The 20,598-nt window shown below is 59.7% G+C and carries 20 protein-coding genes; 13 read left to right on the forward strand and 7 right to left on the reverse strand.

Annotated features, from left to right (window positions below; all coding sequences use genetic code 11):
• Positions 1–80 precede the first annotated feature (80 nt).
• Entirely contained in the window at positions 81–1,703 is a 1,623-nt protein-coding gene (locus ACSQ87_RS18580) for an MFS transporter (RefSeq protein WP_436274039.1), read from the forward strand.
• A 197-nt stretch (positions 1,704–1,900) separates the two neighbouring features.
• The gene (lldD, locus tag ACSQ87_RS18585; RefSeq protein ID WP_129444902.1) at positions 1,901–3,043 is read left to right on the forward strand and encodes an FMN-dependent L-lactate dehydrogenase LldD; all 1,143 of its coding nucleotides are present in this window, start codon (positions 1,901–1,903) and stop codon (positions 3,041–3,043) included.
• A gap of 68 nt (positions 3,044–3,111) precedes the next feature.
• Here lldD and ACSQ87_RS18590 read toward each other — a convergent pair whose 3' ends face one another.
• Positions 3,112–3,480, reverse strand: coding sequence for a DUF427 domain-containing protein (locus ACSQ87_RS18590; protein ID WP_046048949.1), 369 nt, complete (start codon positions 3,478–3,480; stop codon positions 3,112–3,114).
• A gap of 315 nt (positions 3,481–3,795) precedes the next feature.
• Here ACSQ87_RS18590 and ACSQ87_RS18595 point away from each other — a divergent pair, with 315 nt between their 5' ends.
• From ACSQ87_RS18595 to ACSQ87_RS18615, 5 genes are all read left to right on the forward strand, one after another.
• Positions 3,796–6,027, forward strand: coding sequence for a C1 family peptidase (locus ACSQ87_RS18595; protein ID WP_436274040.1), 2,232 nt, complete (start codon positions 3,796–3,798; stop codon positions 6,025–6,027).
• Between the two features lie 118 nt (positions 6,028–6,145).
• Positions 6,146–8,095 carry a DNA topoisomerase III gene (locus ACSQ87_RS18600; RefSeq protein WP_436274041.1) on the forward strand — a complete coding sequence of 650 codons (1,950 nt, stop codon included), beginning with the start codon at positions 6,146–6,148 and terminating at the stop codon, positions 8,093–8,095.
• A gap of 99 nt (positions 8,096–8,194) precedes the next feature.
• Entirely contained in the window at positions 8,195–8,698 is a 504-nt protein-coding gene (locus ACSQ87_RS18605; protein ID WP_436274042.1) for a GNAT family N-acetyltransferase, read from the forward strand.
• Between the two features lie 519 nt (positions 8,699–9,217).
• Positions 9,218–9,547, forward strand: coding sequence for a hypothetical protein (locus ACSQ87_RS18610; protein WP_150657455.1), 330 nt, complete (start codon positions 9,218–9,220; stop codon positions 9,545–9,547).
• Between the two features lie 124 nt (positions 9,548–9,671).
• Entirely contained in the window at positions 9,672–9,974 is a 303-nt protein-coding gene (locus ACSQ87_RS18615) for a hypothetical protein (RefSeq protein WP_056741688.1), read from the forward strand.
• Here ACSQ87_RS18615 and cynR read toward each other — a convergent pair.
• Positions 9,960–10,865: a transcriptional regulator CynR gene (cynR, locus tag ACSQ87_RS18620; protein ID WP_436274043.1), complete on the reverse strand. Its 906-nt coding sequence runs from the start codon at positions 10,863–10,865 to the stop codon at positions 9,960–9,962. The two genes, ACSQ87_RS18615 and cynR, sit on opposite strands and share 15 nt — an antisense overlap.
• Positions 10,866–10,989: 124 nt before the next feature.
• Between cynR and cynS the strand changes: the two genes are divergently transcribed.
• A complete protein-coding gene (cynS, locus tag ACSQ87_RS18625) occupies positions 10,990–11,457 on the forward strand; it encodes a cyanase (protein WP_436274044.1) in 468 nt (155 codons plus the stop codon).
• 164 nt (positions 11,458–11,621) lie between these two features.
• Complete coding sequence (locus ACSQ87_RS18630) at positions 11,622–12,284, forward strand: carbonic anhydrase (protein ID WP_436274045.1); 663 nt, start codon at positions 11,622–11,624, stop codon at positions 12,282–12,284.
• Between the two features lie 80 nt (positions 12,285–12,364).
• Here ACSQ87_RS18630 and ACSQ87_RS18635 read toward each other — a convergent pair whose 3' ends face one another.
• Together ACSQ87_RS18635 and ACSQ87_RS18640 are read right to left on the reverse strand one after the other, a co-directional pair.
• Entirely contained in the window at positions 12,365–12,715 is a 351-nt protein-coding gene (locus ACSQ87_RS18635) for a BON domain-containing protein (protein ID WP_223432235.1), read from the reverse strand.
• A gap of 167 nt (positions 12,716–12,882) precedes the next feature.
• Positions 12,883–14,385: an aldehyde dehydrogenase family protein gene (locus ACSQ87_RS18640; protein ID WP_436274046.1), complete on the reverse strand. Its 1,503-nt coding sequence runs from the start codon at positions 14,383–14,385 to the stop codon at positions 12,883–12,885.
• A gap of 166 nt (positions 14,386–14,551) precedes the next feature.
• On the opposite strand from ACSQ87_RS18640, the gene ACSQ87_RS18645 reads away from it, so the two are divergent.
• A complete protein-coding gene (locus ACSQ87_RS18645; protein ID WP_436274047.1) occupies positions 14,552–15,343 on the forward strand; it encodes an N-acetylmuramidase domain-containing protein in 792 nt (263 codons plus the stop codon).
• A 16-nt stretch (positions 15,344–15,359) separates the two neighbouring features.
• On the opposite strand, the gene glsB is transcribed toward ACSQ87_RS18645, so the two are convergent.
• Positions 15,360–16,268: a glutaminase B gene (gene glsB / locus ACSQ87_RS18650; RefSeq protein ID WP_149630625.1), complete on the reverse strand. Its 909-nt coding sequence runs from the start codon at positions 16,266–16,268 to the stop codon at positions 15,360–15,362.
• 418 nt (positions 16,269–16,686) lie between these two features.
• Between glsB and ACSQ87_RS18655 the strand changes: the two genes are divergently transcribed.
• The 3 genes from ACSQ87_RS18655 to ACSQ87_RS18665 all read left to right on the forward strand — a co-directional run bounded on the left by ACSQ87_RS18655 (position 16,687) and on the right by ACSQ87_RS18665 (position 18,255).
• On the forward strand, positions 16,687–16,890 hold the full coding sequence (locus tag ACSQ87_RS18655; protein WP_223432238.1) for an HvfA family oxazolone/thioamide-modified RiPP metallophore: 204 nt from the start codon (positions 16,687–16,689) through the stop codon (positions 16,888–16,890).
• A gap of 56 nt (positions 16,891–16,946) precedes the next feature.
• Positions 16,947–17,462, forward strand: a complete 516-nt coding sequence (locus ACSQ87_RS18660; RefSeq protein WP_436274048.1) for an HvfX family Cu-binding RiPP maturation protein — start codon at positions 16,947–16,949, stop codon at positions 17,460–17,462.
• 94 nt (positions 17,463–17,556) lie between these two features.
• Complete coding sequence (locus tag ACSQ87_RS18665; RefSeq protein ID WP_436274049.1) at positions 17,557–18,255, forward strand: dienelactone hydrolase family protein; 699 nt, start codon at positions 17,557–17,559, stop codon at positions 18,253–18,255.
• 51 nt (positions 18,256–18,306) lie between these two features.
• Here ACSQ87_RS18665 and ACSQ87_RS18670 read toward each other — a convergent pair whose 3' ends face one another.
• Together ACSQ87_RS18670 and ACSQ87_RS18675 are read right to left on the reverse strand one after the other, a co-directional pair.
• On the reverse strand, positions 18,307–19,281 hold the full coding sequence (locus ACSQ87_RS18670; RefSeq protein ID WP_436274050.1) for a nitrilase-related carbon-nitrogen hydrolase: 975 nt from the start codon (positions 19,279–19,281) through the stop codon (positions 18,307–18,309).
• 262 nt (positions 19,282–19,543) lie between these two features.
• Positions 19,544–20,476, reverse strand: a complete 933-nt coding sequence (locus ACSQ87_RS18675; RefSeq protein WP_223432280.1) for a GlxA family transcriptional regulator — start codon at positions 20,474–20,476, stop codon at positions 19,544–19,546.
• Positions 20,477–20,598 lie beyond the last annotated feature (122 nt).

The following is a 20,598-nucleotide window of genomic DNA, read 5'->3' on the forward strand; positions in this document are numbered from 1 at the left end:
ACGGACATTGAGCTTTAACCCTGCAAGGAACACGCAACACCAGTGGAACAAAAAAAACAATCACTGTGAGGGATACCGATATGTCAGAACATGTTCAGCCTCTGGAAGCCGTGCGTAGCGCGGGCACCAGCCAGGAAACCCAGAAAGTCATCTTCGCCTCGTCGCTCGGGACGGTCTTCGAGTGGTATGACTTTTTCCTCTATGGCGCCCTCGCGGCGGTGATCAGCAAACAGTTTTTCGCCGGGGTCAACGACACCACGGCGTTCATCTTTGCGCTGATGGCCTTCGCTGCCGGCTTCATCGTGCGGCCGTTCGGCGCCTTGGTGTTTGGCCGGTTGGGGGACATGATCGGGCGTAAATACACGTTCCTTGCGACCATCATCCTCATGGGCCTGGCGACCTTCTGCGTCGGGCTGCTGCCGACCTACTCAAGTATCGGCATTGCTGCGCCAATCATCCTCGTGGTGCTGCGCATGCTTCAGGGCCTGGCCCTGGGCGGTGAATACGGCGGCGCTGCGACCTATGTCGCGGAACACGCGCCGATGGGTAAACGCGGCTTCCACACCAGCTGGATTCAGTCCACCGCGACCCTCGGTTTGCTGCTGTCGCTGTTGGTGGTACTCGGTTGCCGCTACTTCACCGGTGACCAGTTCGAAGTCTGGGGCTGGCGGATTCCGTTCCTGTTTTCGATCATTCTGCTGGGCATCTCGACCTGGATTCGCATGAGCCTGCACGAGTCGCCTGCATTCGTGAAAATGAAAGAAGAAGGCAAGCTCTGCAAATCGCCGCTGCGCGATTCCTTCGGCAAATGGGAAAACCTTAAAGTCGTCCTGATCGCCCTGTTCAGCATCAACGCCGGGCAAGCCGTAACCTTCTACGCGGCGCAGTTCTACGTGCTGTTCTTCCTCACCCAGTTCCTGAAAATGGACCCGGCGCTGGCCAACAGTCTGTTGATCGTCAGCGTGATCATCGGCGCACCGTTCTTTATTTTCTTCGGCTGGCTGTCGGATAAAGTCGGGCGCAAACCGGTGCTGATGATCGGCCTGCTGCTGGCTACCGCGCTGTACTTCCCGATCTTCAAGTCCATCGCCCACTACGCCAACCCGGCTATCGACCAGGCCAGCCGTCAGGCACCGATCACCGTACTGGCGGACCCGGCCACCTGCACCTTCCAGTTCGACCCGGTGGGCAAGGCGAAATTTGATAGCCCGTGCGACAAGGTCAAAACCTTCCTGGTGAAACAGGGCCTTCCCTACAACAGCGAAGCCGCACCGGCCGGCAGCGCCGTGCAGGTCAGCGTTGGTGAAGTGAAACTCGAAGGCTACGATGAAGCGGCCCTGCGTGGCGCCGTGACCCTCGCGGGGTATCCGTCAAAAGCCGACACCCAGCTGGTCAACAAACCGATGATCGTGGCGCTGATCGTCGCGCTGATCATCATCTCCGCCATGTGCTACGGCCCGCTGGCAGCGCTGATGGTCGAACTGTTCCCGACCCGCATCCGCTACACCTCAATGTCCCTGCCGTACCACATCGGTAATGGCTGGTTCGGCGGTTTCCTGCCAACGGTGTCGTTTGCGTTGGTGGTGTACACCGGGGACATCTTCTACGGGCTGTGGTACCCGGTGCTGATTACCGGGGTGAGCCTGGTGGTTGGCATGATCTGTTTGCGTGAGACCAAGAACGTAGACCTGGATACCAACTGAGCTCACCACAATCCCCTGTGGCGAGGGGATTTATCCCCGTTGGGCTGCGAAGCAGGCCTAAACCAGCCGCCTCGGTGTGTCAGAACGATCGAGTCGGCTGGATCGGGGCCGCTTCGCAGCCCAACGGGGATAAATCCCCTCGCCACAGGTAAGCTCGACGACATCGGCGGCCCCGCCATTCCACAGACCGAGGCACCATGATCATTTCATCCGCATCTGACTATCGCGAGGCAGCACGACGCAAACTCCCGCGTTTTTTGTTTGATTACATTGATGGCGGGGCTTATGCAGAGCATACGCTGAGGGCCAATAGCGCGGATCTGACCGGCATCAGCCTGCGTCAGCGCATTCTGAAAAACGTCGAAACCCTGAGCCTTGAAACCACCCTCTTCGATCAACCACTTTCAATGCCGATCATATTGGCCCCGGTCGGCCTGACGGGCATGTTCGCCCGTCGTGGTGAGGTACAGGCGGTAAAAGCGGCGGAAAATAAAGGCATTCCACTGTGCCTATCAACGGTTTCGGTGTGCTCGATCGAAGAGGTCTCGGCACAAAGCCAACAGTCCATCTGGTTTCAGCTGTATGTGTTGAAGGACAGAGGTTTCATGAAAAATGCACTGGAGCGGGCGAAGGCCGCCGGTGTGAAAAACCTGGTGTTTACCGTGGACATGCCCACGCCCGGCGCCCGATACAGGGACGCACACTCGGGCATGTCAGGCCCTTTTGCGGCATCGCGGCGAATGCTTCAGGCCATGACCAAACCCGACTGGGCATTCAACGTCGGCGTCATGGGGCGTCCACACGACCTGGGCAATATTTCGAAGTACCTTGGCAAAGCCGTCACGCTCGAAGACTACATGGGCTGGTTGGCCAACAACTTCGACCCTTCGATCAGCTGGAGTGACCTGGAGTGGATTCGTGAGTTCTGGAAAGGCCCGATGATCATCAAAGGCATCCTCGATCCTCAGGATGCCAGAGACGCGGTCAGCTTTGGCGCTGACGGCATTGTCGTGTCGAACCACGGTGGGCGACAGCTGGACGGCGTGCTCTCCACCACCAAGGCGTTGCCGCCCATTATGCAAGCCATCGGTAATGATTTGACGGTGCTGGTCGACTCGGGAATCCGCTCGGGGCTTGATGTCGTACGGATGTTGGCGCTGGGCGCAAAAGGCGTATTGCTGGGGCGTTCCATGGCTTATGCACTGGCGGCCGATGGTCAACGCGGGGTGGAGAATATGCTGGATATATTCGCCAAGGAAATGCGCGTTGCCATGACCTTGACCGGGGTGACCTCGATTAGCCAGATTGATGAATCCACGCTGGTGGATGCTGTTCGATGAGCTGAACACCTGACCTTAAAACGCCGCGCCCGTGCGCGGCGTTTTCGTTGATGCCTGGAAAGCGACCCTCACTCGACGTCTTTGAGTACCTCAAACGTGACTTGGTCGGGATAGAACGCCATGTAGCCGCGAATCTGATCGACCGACACTTTCGGGTCTTCATAGCTCCACACCGCGTTAGCGCCCTCATGTCCCGGAACTTGCAGACTGAAATAGCTGGCATCGCCCTTGTAGGGGCAATAACTCGTGTGATCGGTGCGGGCAAAGTATTTTTCATCGATGTCCTCCCGCGGTACGTAATACACCGGAGGATAGTTGGCCTCGAGCAACACCAGCGCCCGTGCGGAAGCGGCCACCTGAATACCGTGAAACTTTACAAGCAGGCAGCCCGGCTGCTCTGCAATGGTGATGACAGGACTAGGACCGGTGCTTTTCATGAAATACGTTCCTCATGACGGTGATGAACCTGTGAGAGCGACGCTTGCCCGCGGTGGGTGGCGCAGCAGCCCCAAAACCTGAGACCACGACTTTCAGGTATAACCCAGATTTTGCACTCACGACGGCTTCGCAGCCGAACGGGACGATGCGGCGTTCCGACGAGGCCAAAAACGAAATGCCGAGATAAGCGGGCAAACGCTCAGAGCCGGTGAACATCGTCTACGATCAATAGAACCGTTGACGTCCCTGCTGCCCAGACAGGCAGTCGTGGCATGGCGTGGGGATTTGAGTCTCAGAAACCTGAGGGTCTCACCATGCCCGCCACACAGTTTTCCCTCGACCAGAAAATCATCACCCTCGACGCCCGTCCGGATCGCCTCGACCTGCGCGATCGTATTTTTACCCCACGGGTCCAGTCGCTGCCGCCCTCCTGGCCCGCCGACAAGGACATTGCCTCCGAACTCTCGGGCTACCTGGACAAAAACATGGTGCTCAACCAGGGCAGCGAAGGCGCGTGCACCGGGTTCGGACTGGCGGCGGTGGTCAATTTTCTGTTGTGGCGGCGAGACAGGGCCTCCACCAAAACAAGTCCGCGCCAGCTTTATCATCTGGCCAAACTCTATGATGAATGGCCAGGCGAGGATTATGTGGGTTCCAGTTGTCGCGGCGCGTTGAAGGGTTGGCACAAACACGGCGTCTGCGCGCAGGAACTGTGGCCCTATACCGTCAAGCCGGACGGATCGGTTCCGGCCTTTGAAGCACCGGCGGAGAATTGGGCGATGGATGCCATGACGCGGCCGCTGGGGGTTTACTACCGTGTCGAGAAGGACGATGTCACCGCCATGATGGCGGCGCTGTATGAGGCCGGCGCGCTTTTCGTCTCTGCCAATGTGCATCAGGGCTGGGCACTGATGCGGCCCAAAGGCAAAAAGCAGCCGACGGTGCAATTCCAGAGCATGTCTGCGCTGCCCGTCATCAAATGGCCGGCAGCCAGTGAGGGCGGTCACGCCTTTGCCTTGATCGGCTACACCAGTCAGGGGTTCATCGTGCAGAACTCCTGGTCAACCGACTGGGGATTTTCCGGCTTCGCCATCCTGACGTTCGAAGACTGGCTGGCCAATGGCACCGACGCCTGGACAGTGGCCCTCGGGGTGCCGATCGAACGCGGCGCGCTATCGCAAAACGCACGCCCTTCAGGTTCCAGGAATGGCGCTCAATCACCGTTTCGTAGCGCGCTGTCCAGTTCCAGCGCCAAGCGCGAAGGGTTTTCCCTGTTCACGGCCAGCGCCTGCGAGCCCGATCGCAAAGGGCCGCCGCTGTTGACCAAGGATCAGGCTTACGGCCTGACCATCGTGATGGAAAACAATGGCAGCATCGGCCCTCGCCTTACCGACGTGGAAAACGTCCGGGCGGGCGTCAAGCGCATCGTCTACGAGGCGCCTCGTGCCTGGTACGACAAGCTGCCGGCCGCAAACAAACCCCCAGTGCTGCGCATCGCCGTCATTGCCCACGGCGGGCTCAATTCCGAGCAGGATTCGATCAATCGCATTTGTGCGATGGCACCCTACTTCCTTGAAAACGGCATCTATCCGCTGTTTGTCACCTGGCGCACCGGGGCTCTCGAGACGCTGGCGGATATCGTCCAGGACACCCTGCCCGGGCTATTTCCCGAGGCCGGCAGCATCAGCGATGCATTGAAGGCGATCAAGGACAAAGCCGTGGAAGGCTTTGATCGCACGCTGGAACTGGCGACCAAAAAACCCGGCGGCGACCAGTGGAGCCAGATGAAACAGAACGCCGAAGCTGCCGCCGTCGCCGGCTTTACCCCGCGTGGACTGGTGGAAATGGCGGAGTCGCTGAAAAACCTGGTCGCCGACATGGGCAAGAAGAACGTCGAGCTGCATTTGATCGGCCATTCCGCGGGCTCCCTGATCAATGGCCACTTGATTCAATTGCTGTGGGCCAGGGGTTTGCCCACGGAAACGTCGACGCTGATGGCCCCGGCCTGCACCCTCGATTTCGCCAACCAGACCTACCGCAAAGTCATCGAAGGGGGAGGCCTCAAGCGCAAGGACTTCCACATCTACATCATGTCCGACAGCCGCGAACAGGATGACAACGTCATCGGCGTGTACCACAAATCCCTGCTGTACCTCGTTTCCCGGGCCTATGAAGAACTGCAACGCATGCCGCTGCTGGGCATGGCCAAGAGCCTGGACAAGCAGTGCCAGGACTTCAGCAATCCCGATCTGGCGGAGTGGAACATCGCCGCCAAAAACATGACCGAACAGTGGAGCCAGTTTTACTTTGGCAAAACCATTCCGACCGGGTTTGCCGCAACGGGACGCGGGCTTCCCGAAGCGTTCGCGCAAACCCTGCATATCTTCAACGATCCGAAAATGAACTATGGCGCGGGCACCAAAAAGGACACCTCCCACGGAGGCTTCGATAATGATGTGAACGTGATTACCGCAGCGTTGCTGACCATTCTCAGGCGAGAGCCCGGCGCGAAGCTGGATCAGCCGGTGGTTAACCTGAACTACTGAGGAGCCTGTGCAATGAATCGCAACGCACCGACTGTACATCCATACAGATAAAGATTGCCCCCTCGCTCATCAGCCGCCATTCTGTCCGCCTCTCGACAGTTGATGAGCGATGGTGGTTATGCGGCTGTACCTCTGTGAAAAACCTTCCCAGGCCAAAGACATTGCGGCCGTCCTCGGCGCCAGGCGTCGTGGCGACGGCTGCTGGCTGGGAACGGACGTCACGGTGACCTGGTGCATCGGCCATCTGCTGGAAACCGCGCCGCCGGATGCGTATGACGCGCGTTACAAGCGCTGGGTGCTGGCGGATCTGCCGATCATTCCAGAGAAGTGGAAGATGACCGTCAAACCGCGCACGGCCAGCCAGTACAAAGCGGTAAAGCGGCTGCTCGGCGAGGCCAGCGAACTGGTGATCGCCACCGACGCCGACCGTGAGGGCGAGATGATCGCCCGGGAACTCGTGGAGCATTGCCGTTATCGCGGGCCGATCCAGCGGCTATGGCTGTCGGCGCTGGACGATGCGTCGATCCGCAAGGCGCTGGCAGCCCTGAAGCCGGGGGCCGAGACCTTTAGCCTTTACCATTCGGCACTCGGGCGCTCGCGGGCCGACTGGTTGATCGGGATGAACATGAGTCGGTTGTTCACACTGCTGGGGCGTCAGTCGGGTTATCAGGGCGTATTGCCGGTCGGTCGGGTGCAAACGCCGACCCTGCGCCTGGTGGTGGATCGTGACCGCAGCATCGCCGATTTCGTGCCGGTCGCCTATTGGGCCATCGACGTGCAACTGCTGCACGACGGCACCGCGTTCACCGCCCAGTGGCGTGCAGCCTCCGAAGTTTGCGACGATCAGGATCGCTGCCTGAATCAGGCGTTGGCGCAAAAAGCCGCGACGGCGATTGGCAGTGCGGCGAGTGCCCGGGTGATCAAACTGCGCACCGAGCGGATGCGCGAAGTGGCCCCCCTGCCCTTCGATCTGGGCACCTTGCAGGAAGTCTGCTCGAAGAAGCTCGGGCTCGGCGCCCAGGAAACCCTAGACATCGCCCAGGCCCTGTACGAAACCCACAAGGTCATCACCTATCCACGTAGCGACTGCGGTTATCTGCCCGTGAGTCAGCACAGTGAAGCGCCGGGGATTCTTGCCGCGCTGAGGCAGGCTGATCCGGCGCTGAACGCTTTGAACGATTTCCTGGAGCCTCAGCGCCGCTCACGGGCCTGGAACGACGCCAAGGTCAGCGCTCACCACGGCATCATCCCCACGGCTGCGGCGAAAAACCTCGAGCGGCTGGCGGGCAAGCAGCGGGCGGTCTACACCCTGATCCGCGCGCGTTACCTGGCGCAGTTTCTGCCCAACCATGAATACGACCGGACCCAGGCCGACTTCGACTGCGCCGGTGAAGCCTTGCGTGCCGTCGGCAAGCAGATCGTCGAACCCGGCTGGAAGCGCGCCCTGCCCGAGGCCCTCGCCCCGGCCAAAGGCCGCGAAGCACCGGCGCCGCAAACATTGCCGACATTGGCCGAAGGGCGTGACTGCGCAGTGGTCGACGTCAAGCTCAAGGACCTCTGGACCCAACCGCCCAAACCGTTCACCGAAGGCGATCTGATCAAGGCGATGAAGAACGTCGCCAAACTGGTGGAAGATCCCCTGCTCAAGCAGAAGCTCAAGGACACCACCGGCATCGGCACTGAAGCGACCCGCGCCTCGATTATCCAGGGCCTGCTCGACCGTGGTTATCTGATCAAGAACGGCAAGGCCCTGGCCGCCACCCCGGCCGCGTTCAGCCTGATCGATGCCGTGCCGCGTGCCATCGCCGACCCCGGGACCACGGCGATTTGGGAACAGGCGCTGGACATGGTGCAGAGTGGTGAAATGAGCCTTGAAGAATTCGTCACCAAGCAAGCCGCGTGGATGAGCAAACAGGTCGCCCGTTGCGCCGGCCTGAGCCTGACCATCAGCGGACCGGCAAGCCCCGCCGGGCGCGGTGCCACACCGTGGAAAAACAAACGCCAGCCCGCCAAACGCAAGCCCTCGACGGGCACCAAACGCGCGGCGAAACCGGCGAGCAAGGCTTGAAGGCACTTCGAGCGGGCGACTTTCTGGAAAAGTATCGACCATAATTATCGTGCAGCGCACCAGCGCCACGACGGACCTGCGCTTCAGGAGCCAACCCGCATGCCCTTGATCGAACTGCGCGCCGCCCAGCGCGACGAACTTGAAACGATTGAAAACCTGATGCAGTTCTATATGTATGACTTCAGCGAGTGGCTGCCGCTGAAGTTCGGTGAGCATGGCTTCTTTAACGCCCAGCCCAAACCGGGTTACTGGCGAAAACCGGCAACCAGGCCGTTTCTGATCAAGGTCGACGGTGAATTGGCCGGTTTCGTGACTGTGGATGATGAAACCCATCTTCACGGCGCCGAGTACAACATCGGTTACTTCTTTGTCAGTCGACGCTTTCGTGGCCAAGGCGTCGCGAAGTTTGTCGTTTCCACCCTCTTGAGCCGGTTCCCCGGTCAATGGCAAATTTTCCACCTCAACGTGAATCAGCCTGCGCGGCGGTTCTGGGCCCGGGTCCTGGCCGATCTCACCCATGGCGAGTTCACCCTGCATCAGCTGCCGGTAGACGGTTATCCCTGCACCGTTTACCGATTCCAGACATCGCTGCCAGCGTCCTGACTGGCGCTTTCCCCTCCGCTTTTTAATTCCAAACAACTTTGTCCGACAATATGTAGTGACCAAAAATAATCACTACAAAACCGTTGACGCCTCCGATTTGCCCTTGCATGATGCAGACGTCTCCCCGATCGGGAGAACAGGCAACACGTTTGAGCAAGCTCGTCTGACCGCCGAGCTGTTTTTCCCGGATACACGCTGCCCACAAGGCAGATTGAAGAAGCTGACCTGGCCTGAACGTCCAGTACAAGGACGAGAAGCGCTGGCGATCAATCCTCATGAAGCTTGTGGCCGACCCTGAAAATGTCGGCAGTGGCCTGAAGGTTTTCGCTGCTTCTCCTCGTTGTGACGCTATTGCGTAGCAGTTATTCAACACGACTACATGCAACAGACGCGGGCCCCCGTCAATTTGGCGGCCGACCGCTGACGTCCTGGTTTCGGTGCCAGGGATCAACTAACCGATGGGCTACCTGTATTAGCGAATCAACTTTGAAAGATCACCAAATGGTCAAGGGGCTTACTATGAATCTGAACAATCAACCTACTATCGATGAACTGGCTCATCTGTTCGCTGCGCAAAAAGACAGCCATGACAGCCACATTCTGTGGATCAGCAAGTCTGGCCAGGTGCATATCGACCGCCTGTCGCCTCACGCCCATGAAGCGGAGTTCGACAAGAACAACCAGAACCTGCTCGCCCGACTGAAGATGTACCGTCGCGGCCAAGGCTATGTCGGCAAGAAAGCCGCGGCTGACAAGGACTTCATCGGTAATGTGCTGCAGACGCTGAAACAGGCGTGGGCCTCGATGCAGAACCAGAACGAAGTTCGGGTGATTGACCGGTTCTACTGATACCTCCACACCCCATCCATAAAAAGGCCCCGCTCGTCATATCGAGCGGGGCCTTTTTGTTTGTCTCGTGCGCACCAAACAACGCTATGGTTAACCGTGTGCACTGGATCATTGGAGGTTTGTGATGAACATACAACTGACAGGCTTGCTGTTGCTCGTAATGGCCAGTGCTGCCCATGCAAACAGCATCACCGGCGTTCCGTTGTTCGATGCGGACTGCCCCGGCAAAATCATCGTCCACGCGGATCAGGACGGGCCGGTGTTGATCAACAGCAAGGAAGCCGAGACCAAAGCCATTGACGATCGCCGTTTCGAAGCCAAGGGTTCGGGCGTCGTCATCTCCATCCTCCTCTCCGATGACGACTCGGTCACGGTGTCCTCCACGGGCAAGGCGCCCAATGGTGTGTGCCAATTAATAGAAGACTGACGTCGTCGACTCACCTGCAGCCGCACCCAACACCAGTTCCATAAAAGCCACCGACGCTGCGCTGTGATAGTTGTTTTTGCGTCGAAGCAGCGCGGCCCCTCGTTTGGGCGCCTCCCCCAACAACGGGATCTTGCGCAACGCCCGGTCCTCGGTGGCAATGGGCTCCGGAAGGATGGTGGCGATAGCCGTGTGCCGGATCACTTCCAGCAAGGTACTCACCGAATTGACCTCGATCACCACCTTCGGCGTGATCTGCTCCTGGACAAAGTACTCATCGATGCGGGTGCGGGTAACGAAGTCCGGGGCCAGCAGCGCAAATTCCAGCTGCGCGACCTCTTGCGCGGACAACGCGACCTGGCTTTCGTATAACGGGTGATCGCGCCCCACCATGACGCCCAACGTCTCGGTAAATGCCGGGATCGACTCGATATCGGCATTTCTGACCTGGGTAAACGCGATGGCGATGTCCAGTGAGTCATCCACTAGCCCGGCTTCGATGTCATCCATCGACAGCTCGAAAATCTGCAGATGGATGTTCGGATACCGTGCCACGTAATCGCGCACCAGCGGCCCCACCAGGTACGCCATGAACGTTGGGGTCATGGCCAGCCGCAAGGTGCCGCGGGACAAATCCTTTACGTCATGCAGCGCACGTTTGCCTGCCTCCAGTTCCACCAGCACCCGACGAGCACATTCGATGTAGGCCTCTCCCGCATCGGTGGGTTTCACCGTGCGCGAGGTTCGGTCGAACAGGCTCACGCCCAGGGTTTCTTCCAGTTGCCGGATCTGTTGGGACAGGGTCGGCTGCGAAACGTGAAGCGCCTCGGCGGCGCGGGTGAAACCGCCGTGGTCGGCGACCGCCAGCAAATAGCGCAAATGTCGGAGCAGCATGGGGAATCACCATCTATAGGCTGTGCTTATGCACTGCATTGTATATCGATCTTGGACGCTATGGATCAATCGGCAGAAGATGGCTCCACACCCAAGCAACATCACTCCCGACAGGAGAAACACCATGCAACAGTCCCACGCTTACAACGACCCAAGCCTGACCCTGACCACGTCGATTCTCGACGCAAAAGCGCGCAAAAACCTGTCCTGGCAGGACCTGACCGACGGCACCGGCCTCGGTTTGGCCTACGTCACTGCCGCCCTGCTCGGTCAGCACCCGCTGCCGGAAAGCGCCGCCAAAGTGATTGGCGAGAAACTGGACCTGGACGCCGACTCCGTGGCCCGCCTGCAGATCATCCCGTTGCGCGGCAGCCTCTCGGGTGTCCCGACCGACCCGACCATCTACCGCTTCTACGAAATGATCCAGATTTACGGCACCACCTTGAAAGCCCTGGTTCATGAGCAATTCGGCGACGGCATTATCAGTGCGATCAACTTCAAGCTCGACATCAAGAAAGTCGAAGATCCGGAAGGCGGCTCCCGCGCGGTGATTACCCTCGATGGCAAGTTCCTGCCGCTGCGTCCTTTCTAAATAGATACCAGCCGCAACGATTTTTCAGCCCACGAAATCCGGTAGCAGCTGCCGAGCCTGCGAGGCTGCGTCCGGCTGCGCAGCAGTCGCATCGATCTGCGAGGACTTCGTCCTCGGACGCAGCCTCGCAGGCTCGGCAGCTGCTACAGAATTAGGAAGTCACTATGAAAGCGCTCATCGAAGGTTTTTTGAAGTTCCAGAAAGACGCCTTTCCGCAACGGACCGACCTGTTCAAACACCTGGCGACCACCCAGCATCCGGGCACGCTGTTCATCACCTGTTCCGACAGCCGTGTCGTGCCGGAACTGCTGACCCAACAAGAACCCGGTGAACTGTTTGTGATCCGCAATGCCGGCAACATCGTGCCCTCCTACAGCCCTCACCCCGGCGGTGTGTCGGCCACGGTCGAATATGCGGTCGCAGTGCTCGGCGTCACCGATATTGTGATCTGCGGGCACTCGGACTGCGGCGCCATGACCGCCGTCGCCAAGTGCAAATGCATGGACCACCTGCCCGCCGTCAGCGGCTGGTTGCAACACGCCGAGTCAGCGAAAGTCATCAACGAATCCCGCCCTCACGCCAATGAAGCGGCGAAGGTGAGTTCAATGGTTCGGGAGAATGTCATCGCGCAACTGGCCAATATCCAGACGCATCCGAGCGTGCGCCTGGCTCAGGAGAAAGGCCTGTTGAATTTGCATGGTTGGGTTTACGACATCGAGACCGGTTCGGTTGACGCCCTGGATGGCGACAGCCACCGTTTTGTGGCGCTCGCCGAGTATCCGGACACCTGCGCCCTTCAAGCCCGATCCATAGAAGCAGCCGCCTGAAGTGTGTATCCATTGGCAGATAGACGATCGACGCAGCGCTCCCGGCTCACGGGAGCGCTGCACTGACACGATCGACCGGGTTATTTATCGTCCATCTTTGTTGACGATTGAGGCCGAATTTCAGGGGCCTCTTCAGCGTTGGGGGGTTCTGGAATACTGCCTGGCGTGAACACGTGAGTCAGCAAGTCTCTGGCATCGACGTCGACGACGCCCTGAACCGAACGGGCCAGCGCTACTGCCTGCTCACACTGTTTATGGGTGTTGACGCGGCCGCTCAATGCCACCGTGCCTCCGTGGGTTTTGACATGGATTTGCAGGCCAAGGCTTGGTTCAGCCATTGCCAAGGCTGACTTCACCCTGGCAGTAATCCACGTGTCGTGAACGCCCCTTTCCAGATCATGAGAGTATTGCTGAAAGGAATGAAGTTTCATGGTGTAACCCTCTCTCCGTCATCAGGTGCACTGCCCGTCCATTGGCTGTGCAGCCTTGACGCTCAGGCGAGCGTTATGGACATCTGATTCGTTTTGGAGTGCTCGCCACGCCCATACGGACGCACATTAAGTATAGTGCGGCCGTTGACTGGGGTCGTGGCGCTGGCTCAGCGTTTGACCGACAGATCCGTCTGGGTCATGCGACTGCGGATCGTGAACACCCCATCGCCCGAGAGAATCGCGCTGCGAGCAAACAGGCGACCGCTCTCCCAGTTCGAAAGCCCCAGTTCCGGCTTGTTCAGCGCGTACTGGCCGTCGACCCAGCGGGTAATCCCGTTGCCGACAAAAGGTGCGTTGACGGCGCTGTAGAAGCGTTCCTGAGCCGCGGCATCTTCACTGATCAACGACACGGTGAACTGCGGGCTATAGCGATTGAACAACGCGATGGCGCTGTCCAGGTCATCGACAATCTTCAGGCTGACTTCCGGGGTTTCTTCCCATTCCCACTCGCGGCCCAACTGATCCTCGGGCAGCGGTTCGGCCATGGCTTCGGTCTGATAGCCTTCGGCGCGGTACACCTCAACGCTGGCGGTTTGCCAATCGGCTGGCAAGTACTGCTCGCTACCTTCGACGATGTGCAATTTGCAGCCCTGCCCGCGTGCGGTGCCGGCCTGTTGCAACGCGTCGAGGAACAGCAGCAGCAGTTCTGCGACACGGTCACGGTGGATCAGGCAGACGTTCATCGTGTTGCAGACTTTGCGATCCAGCGAGTTGCGCACCACCGCCGCAAAACGCTGGGCATCGGCGTCCTTGTCGGCGATCAGCCAGGCGCCACCGGTGCCGTGCAGGCTGACGGCGGTGCCGGCCTGTTGGGCGATGCTGCCCAATTGACTGACGGCACGACCCGAACCACGGGCCACTGCCAGCGACAGGCGTCGGTCGGCGAACATCGCCCAACCGGCGGCGTGATTGACGCTTTCCACCAGCGACACCGCGCCGGTCGGCAGCCCGGCGTCGCTCAGTGCCGGATTCAGTGCGTGGGTGACGATGGCTTGCGCCGTGCCCAACGCATCACTGCCAATGCGCAACACCGCCGTGTTACCCGTGCGCAACACACCGGCGGCGTCGGCGAAGACGTTCGGTCGACCTTCGAAGACGAAAGCAACGATGCCCAGCGGCGAGACCACTTGCTCGACTTTCCAGCCGTCATGCTCGATGCAACTGACCACTTTGCCGCGTGTGGCCGACGCATCACGCCAGGCCCTGAGCCCGGCGATCATGTCGCGACGCATGCGTTCATCAGCCAGAAGCCGCGTGGTGGAGCGTCCGCGGGCCTTGGCCCGCTCGATGTCGGCCAGGTTGGCGGCTTCGATCAAGGCCCAGCAGTCAGGGTTTTCCAGGCGTTGGGCGAAGCGATCAAAGAACTCGCTGATGGCTTGATCGGAAACCGCGGACATTGCGCTGAAAGCCGCTTCGGCACGCTCGATTGCAATGGCCGCCGCTTGCTGGTCGGCCACCGGGATCAGCAACAATTCGCCGCTGACCTGCTCCACCAGCAAATGGTCCCCGGGCTGAAAGCGCGCGGCTAATTCGGGGCTGACCACAGAGACACGATTCCCGGCGAAAGGGATAGGCGTGCCAGCGACTAGACGTTCGAGCGCAAGAGACATGAAGCGGTTTCACCATGCAGTGGGCGGCCGGAAAATGTATAGCAAAATCCCTGGAGCGTCATTAACCGCACGCCTGACCGGTGATCGAAAACCCGGCGGCCCTGCACCCGGCCCTCCTACGCTAAAAGAGGTACATCAGCGTTTCCTGTTTTCCAAGGAGGCCGTCATGAGCGATGAATTCACAAGCCATGGAGCGGCCCTTGACGATGAAGGTCTGGCGGCTGCGCTGGACCTTGCCAAAGTCAGTGCCGCGCAACTCTGGGCTGTTTTGGCAGTAGAAACCTCCGGCAACGGTTTCTATCCCGATCGCCGTCCGAAAATCCTTTACGAGCGCCACGTATTCAGTCGGCTGACCCATCAGAAGTTTGACGCGCAACACCCGGATATCAGCAGCAAAACCCCCGGCAACTATGGTGCAACGGGGCCGCATCAATATGACCGTTTGAACCTGGCCGTCGGCCTGAACAGGAACGCAGCCTTGCAAAGTACATCGTGGGGGCTGGGGCAGATCATGGGGTTCAATTTTGCGCAGACCCGTTCGGCGGATGTCGAGGCGATGATCAAGCGAATGATCGAGTCCGAAAACCAACAACTGCTGTGTACCGTTGGCACGCTGATCGAAGGCGGGTCAGTCGCGGCATTACGGGCCAAGGACTGGGCCAACTTTGCACGCCGCTACAACGGTCCCAACTACGCGATCAACAACTACGACGTGCGGCTCAGCGCGGCGTATCAGAAGTTCTCCTATGGCGGGACGCCGGACCTGAGAATCCGTATGGCGCAAACCTACTTGACGTACCTGGGCTGGCATCCCGGCCTCGTCGACGGCATCGTCGGCAAACAGACCCGGGATGCGATGAATCTCTTTCAGGCAAAAGAGCACCTGGACATCACCACGGTGCTGGACGATGAAACGCTGGCGTGTTTGCGCAACCGAGTCGAAGCGTTGCCGCTCTGACCCGGCACCATTGTGTCTAGAACACCGACCAGCCAATCCGCTGACTCAGCAACTCCAGCGCGGCCATGCCCGCGAGGGAGTTGCCGGCGGTGTTCAACTCCGGCGACCAGACGCACACTGTGAATTGCCCTGGCACTACCGCGACAATCCCCCCGCCCACGCCGCTCTTGCCGGGCAAACCGACGCGATAGGCAAAGTTGCCGGCTTCATCGTAGAGGCCGCTGGTGGCCATGATCGAGTTGACTTGCTGGGTCTGGCGGGCGGTGAGGATCTGTTCGCCGCTGTGCTTGCAGAAACCGTCATTGGCCAGAAAACAGAACGCCCGCGCCAGGTCCACGCAGCTCATGCGCAGCGCGCAATGGCTGAAGTAACTGCGCAGTACTGCTTCGACGTCGTTGTGGAAATTGCCGAAAGACTGCATCAGATAAGCCATCGCCGCGTTGCGCGCACGATGCTGGTATTCGGACTCGGCGACCTTGCCGTCCACCATGACTTGCGGGTTGCCGGACAGCCGACGGACAAAGTCGCGCATGGACAGTGCCGGCGCGGCAAAGCGTGACTGGTTGATGTCGCAGATCACCAGCGCACCGGCATTGATGAAGGGATTGCGCGGGCGCCCGCGCTCGAACTCCAGTTGCACCAGCGAGTTGAACGGTTGGCCGGAAGGCTCGTGACCCAGGCGTTCCCAAATGGCTTCGCCGGAGTGTCCGATGGCCTGCACCAGGCTGAACACCTTGGAAATACTCTGCACCGAGAACAGCGTATGGGCATCGCCGGCGCAATACAGCTCGCCGTCATTGCCATACACCGCAATGCCCAGCTGATCGGCTGGCACCGTACCGAGGGCGGGAATGTAATCAGCCACCTTGCCCTGGCCGATCAGAGGACGTACTGCGTCAAGGATCTCGTTCAACAGCGCTTGCATGCCGGGTTCCGAAGTCACGCCCCATGGGATTGCGGGGACACAGACGCTAGACGCCTGCGGTCGAGGCCGGATCACAGTTTTGTACTGTGCCACCGCCTCTCTGTAGCAGCTGTCGAGCCCCAGCGAGGCTGCGTTCGGCTGCGCAGCAGTCGTGAAACCAAGCGGCTCGGTAGTCCTGGTGAATCGCGTGCACAGGGTTTACGACTGCTGCGCAGCCTCGCAGGCTCGACAGCTGCTACAGGTCTGCGTTCTTTCAGGGTTACGTATCACATTGTGTACAGCGCCTCTCCCGACACACCCCGCCCCTAAAACCCCACACCAAAGACACATCGCAGATACACCTGCTTGATGAACTGTGCCTGTCGATTGGCCACGCCGATCAAAGCGCTCAACTCACTCAATGCTACGGAGTATCACCATGTTCAAGCTCTCGACTTCTTCTTTGACCCTCGGCCTGATCATCGCTGGCGGCCTGGCCCTGTCCAACGCGGCTTCAGCCTCCGAGTCCGAGGCGTTCAGCATGAAACAACTGACCCACGGCTACAGCCAGGTCCAGGCCGACTCGGTGGAGAAACCGGCGGAAGGTAAATGCGGCGAAGGCAAGTGCGGCGCTGGCGAGTAACCCAATGTGTGGGGCACCGCGGTGCCCCACTTCCCTGACTGAACGGAGATCAAGCCATGACCACCTCACTCTCTTCGGCTGTGAAAGGCCTGCACCTGAACCTCGACCGTGCCGGTAGCTGGATTGCGCCGCTGACCCTGCGGGTGTTCCTCGCCTGGGAGTTCTTCGAATCAGGCCTGGAAAAATTCAATGGCGAAAACTGGTTCGCCGATATTCAGGACAGCTTCCCGTTCCCCTTCAACCACGTGCCGGCCACGCTGAACTGGGAACTGTCGATGTGGGCCGAGCTGATCTGCGCCCTGGCCATACTGATCGGCCTGGGAACGCGGATCTCGGCAATCATTTTGATCGTGGTCACCGTCGTCGCAACCGCTGCCGTTCACTGGCCGGCCGATTGGTCTACATTGAGTGAGCTTGCCCAGGGTTACGCCATCAGCAACAAAGGTCATGGCAACTTCAAACTGCCGCTGATCTACCTCGCGGCCTTTATTCCGCTATTGCTCTCGGGTGCCGGCAAGCTTAGCCTCGATGCGCTGCTGGCTCGAGTCTTCTGGCGTCGCGATAACCGCTGAAGCGCCAGGGACTGGATAACGTCAAAAACCCGGCATCGACGACTTACAGCCCCAACAAGCTTCACCCCACTCACATGCGAAGACAGGAGCCACCATGAGCGTGACCACCCAATGGATCGAGATCGACAGCGCCGACGGTAAATTCGGCGCTTACCTGGCCATTCCGCACACCCGCAAAGGCCCGGGGATCGTGTTGATCCAGGAAATTTTCGGAGTGAATGAACACATCCGCTCGGTCGCCGAACAATACGCCGCCGACGGCTACCTGGTCATCGCACCGGACCTGTTCTGGCGCAGCGGCGCGCGGATCGAACTGGGTTACGACGAGACCGGCTGGAAACGCGCCGTCGAGTTGATGAACGCCACCGACGTCGGCAAGGCACAGAGTGACATCGAACTGGCCATCGACGCCTTGAAAGCCCAGCCGGGCCTGGACGGCGGGATCGCTTCGATTGGTTACTGCTTCGGTGGTTTGCTCTCGTACCACACCGCCGCCAATGGGCTGGTGGACGTGGCCATCGCCTATTACGGCGGCGGAATCCAGAATCAGCTGGACCGTGCCGATGAAATCGAAGTGCCGCTGCTGATGCACTTCGGCGAACAGGACAGCCACATCCCACTGGAAGCCGTGGAGAAAATCGCCGAACGTTTCGAGAACAACGATAACGTCGAAATTGTCGTGTACCCGGAGGCCGAACATGGCTTCAACTGTTCGCATCGCGACAGCTACAACCAGCGCGTAGCGGCTGAGGCCCATGGCAATACGTTGATCTTTTTGGGTCAGGAACTGTAAGGCCAGACGAGCAAAAGGGGACTTCCAAAGTCCCCTTTTTGTGTCTGCGATTTAACGACTGATTTCTTCCACGGTATCGGTCACCGCCAATTTCGGATGTGCACTGCGCTCATGCACATGGGCTGTCGGTGTACGGTCGATCAGCAGGCTCAGCAGTTCCGGGCGGCTGTAGTGACCGCGCGAATCCATCATGCGTTTGCGTTTGTCGATCAGGCCCATGTCGAGGTCGACGATCACCTCGCCTTCGCCTTCAGTCAGCGAGCCCTGCACCACGCCGTCCGGGCTGATGATCGCAGTGAAGCAACCACCGGAAATCGGGCCGATGGGGCAACCGGTGTCGGCCATGATTTGTGCCTGTTGCTCAGGGTTCAGCCAAGCCGTGGAGTTGACCACGAAGCAGGCCGCCTCCAATGCGTGCTGGCGGATGCTGACTTCCATTTGTGAAGCAAACAACGGCCCCGCAAACGATCCTGGATACATCGCCGCATGGATCTGCTCGCCATCGGCCATCAAGGCGTAACGGGCCAGCGGGTTGTAATGTTCCCAGCAGGCCAATTGGCCGATGCGCCCAACCGCGCTGTCAGTGGCGCGCAGGCCTGAACCGTCGCCCATGCCCCAGATCATGCGCTCGTGATAGGTCGGGGAAATCTTGCGGCGATGCTGAATCAGGGTGCCGTCGGCATCGAACAACAACTGCGTGTTGTACAGCGTGCCGCCGTCACGTTCATTGACGCCGATGGAAACCACCATGCCGACCTGTCTGGCGGCGGCGCCGATGGCCTCGGTGGCAGCCGACGGGACAGTGACGGCCTGATCCAGCAGTTTGAGGTGTTCAGCCGCCATTTCGAAAGGCGACTGAACGAAAGAGAAGTACGGGTAGTAAGGCACGATCGTTTCCGGGAACACTGCGAACTGCACGCCCTGCTCACCGAGTTCGAGAATCTTCTGCACCACTTTGTCGACGGTGCCTTCACGGCTATAGAGCACTGGGCTGATTTGTACGGCGGCGGCTTTGACGAGGGTCATGACGGTGATCTCATTGAGGGAGTGGACTTCAACGAGATCAAAATTACGCCAATAATATTTAGACTGAAATGTCGAATACACCACCTTTTAGGACATCCTAAAAATCTGCCACAACGATCGATGAGTAACCTGTGGCGAGGGAGCTTGCTCCCGCTGGGCCGCGAAGCGGCCCCTAATCCCTAAAAAGAACGGGACTGCTGCGCAGTCCAGCGGGAGCAAGCTCCCTCGCCACAGGTTCAGTGTCACGTTTGACTGACTGGCGTCAGCCGCGATTGGCGCGTTGAATGACCTGCGGTGGCTGGCCAAACGCACGGATAAACGCCCGACGCATCCGCTCCCGATCGCCAAAACCGGTATCGGTCGCCACCACATCGATGGGGTGCCGACCGGTTTCCATCATCAGACGCGCCGCTTCCACGCGCAGGTTTTCGATGGCTTTGGCCGGTGATTGCCCGGTTTCGGCATGGAACACACGGCTGAACTGCCGAGGGCTGAGGTTGGCGGCGCTGGCCAGTTCCTCGACCGACAGCGCGGACTTGAGGTTCTGCTTGGCATAGGCCAACGCGGCCTGGATGCGATCGGTTTTGGGCTCCAGTTCGAGCATCACCGAAAACTGCGACTGCCCTCCCGCGCGCCGGTGGTACACCACCAATTGCCGGGCCACCCGCCGCGCCACTTCCGCCCCCAGGTCGCCTTCAACGAGCGCCAGCGCCAGATCGACGCAGGCGCTCATGCCTGCCGCCGTCCAGATGTTGCCGTCGTTGATGAAGATCCGGTCTTCCTCGACTTTCACCTTCGGGTACGCCTTCTGCAGCGCCGGGGCATGGCACCAGTGCGTGGTCGCGCGCCGGCCATCGAGCAAACCGGCCTCGGCCAGCGCAATCGCGCCAGTGCAGATCGAACCCAGACGCCGGGTGGTTCGGCTGGCGTTGCGCAAGAACGCCACCATCCCCGGTGATACCGGACGGATCAGGTTGTCGCCCATTACCAGCAGCGTGTCGAACGAGCGCTGGTCGAACACCGAGGTTTCCACGCCAAACCCGGCGGAGGTCTGCACCGTACCGCCGCGCTCGGACAGCAAGACAATGTTGTACGCCGGTTCGTCAGTGGCCATGTTGGCCAACTCGAACGTGGCACACATGGCCAGGCCCAACACCTGAAACCCGGGGTAAACGATGAGTCCGATGGTGTGCATGGTGGCTGCTTCTTTGACCTTAAAGGTGGCATGAGTGATTTTACCGCCACTTGACTTTGCACTGAATGCCCTTAATGGGTCTATACATAACTGTAATCAGTCGGCCGAGAACAAGAGGCACA

The sequence above is a fragment of the Pseudomonas sp. LjRoot277 genome (assembly GCF_964253845.1).
Taxonomy (GTDB): domain Bacteria; phylum Pseudomonadota; class Gammaproteobacteria; order Pseudomonadales; family Pseudomonadaceae; genus Aquipseudomonas.

What these genes read in the sequence shown, in the direction of transcription:
- ACSQ87_RS18580 (WP_436274039.1), top strand. Translation starts at nt 81, where the DNA reads ATGTCAGAACATGTTCAGCCTCTGGAAGCCGTGCGTAGCGCGGGCACC.
- lldD (WP_129444902.1), top strand. Translation starts at nt 1,901, where the DNA reads ATGATCATTTCATCCGCATCTGACTATCGCGAGGCAGCACGACGCAAA.
- ACSQ87_RS18590 (WP_046048949.1), bottom strand. Translation starts at nt 3,480, where the DNA reads ATGAAAAGCACCGGTCCTAGTCCTGTCATCACCATTGCAGAGCAGCCG.
- ACSQ87_RS18595 (WP_436274040.1), top strand. Translation starts at nt 3,796, where the DNA reads ATGCCCGCCACACAGTTTTCCCTCGACCAGAAAATCATCACCCTCGAC.
- ACSQ87_RS18600 (WP_436274041.1), top strand. Translation starts at nt 6,146, where the DNA reads ATGCGGCTGTACCTCTGTGAAAAACCTTCCCAGGCCAAAGACATTGCG.
- ACSQ87_RS18605 (WP_436274042.1), top strand. Translation starts at nt 8,195, where the DNA reads ATGCCCTTGATCGAACTGCGCGCCGCCCAGCGCGACGAACTTGAAACG.
- ACSQ87_RS18610 (WP_150657455.1), top strand. Translation starts at nt 9,218, where the DNA reads ATGAATCTGAACAATCAACCTACTATCGATGAACTGGCTCATCTGTTC.
- ACSQ87_RS18615 (WP_056741688.1), top strand. Translation starts at nt 9,672, where the DNA reads ATGAACATACAACTGACAGGCTTGCTGTTGCTCGTAATGGCCAGTGCT.
- cynR (WP_436274043.1), bottom strand. Translation starts at nt 10,865, where the DNA reads ATGCTGCTCCGACATTTGCGCTATTTGCTGGCGGTCGCCGACCACGGC.
- cynS (WP_436274044.1), top strand. Translation starts at nt 10,990, where the DNA reads ATGCAACAGTCCCACGCTTACAACGACCCAAGCCTGACCCTGACCACG.
- ACSQ87_RS18630 (WP_436274045.1), top strand. Translation starts at nt 11,622, where the DNA reads ATGAAAGCGCTCATCGAAGGTTTTTTGAAGTTCCAGAAAGACGCCTTT.
- ACSQ87_RS18635 (WP_223432235.1), bottom strand. Translation starts at nt 12,715, where the DNA reads ATGAAACTTCATTCCTTTCAGCAATACTCTCATGATCTGGAAAGGGGC.
- ACSQ87_RS18640 (WP_436274046.1), bottom strand. Translation starts at nt 14,385, where the DNA reads ATGTCTCTTGCGCTCGAACGTCTAGTCGCTGGCACGCCTATCCCTTTC.
- ACSQ87_RS18645 (WP_436274047.1), top strand. Translation starts at nt 14,552, where the DNA reads ATGAGCGATGAATTCACAAGCCATGGAGCGGCCCTTGACGATGAAGGT.
- glsB (WP_149630625.1), bottom strand. Translation starts at nt 16,268, where the DNA reads ATGCAAGCGCTGTTGAACGAGATCCTTGACGCAGTACGTCCTCTGATC.
- ACSQ87_RS18655 (WP_223432238.1), top strand. Translation starts at nt 16,687, where the DNA reads ATGTTCAAGCTCTCGACTTCTTCTTTGACCCTCGGCCTGATCATCGCT.
- ACSQ87_RS18660 (WP_436274048.1), top strand. Translation starts at nt 16,947, where the DNA reads ATGACCACCTCACTCTCTTCGGCTGTGAAAGGCCTGCACCTGAACCTC.
- ACSQ87_RS18665 (WP_436274049.1), top strand. Translation starts at nt 17,557, where the DNA reads ATGAGCGTGACCACCCAATGGATCGAGATCGACAGCGCCGACGGTAAA.
- ACSQ87_RS18670 (WP_436274050.1), bottom strand. Translation starts at nt 19,281, where the DNA reads ATGACCCTCGTCAAAGCCGCCGCCGTACAAATCAGCCCAGTGCTCTAT.
- ACSQ87_RS18675 (WP_223432280.1), bottom strand. Translation starts at nt 20,476, where the DNA reads ATGCACACCATCGGACTCATCGTTTACCCCGGGTTTCAGGTGTTGGGC.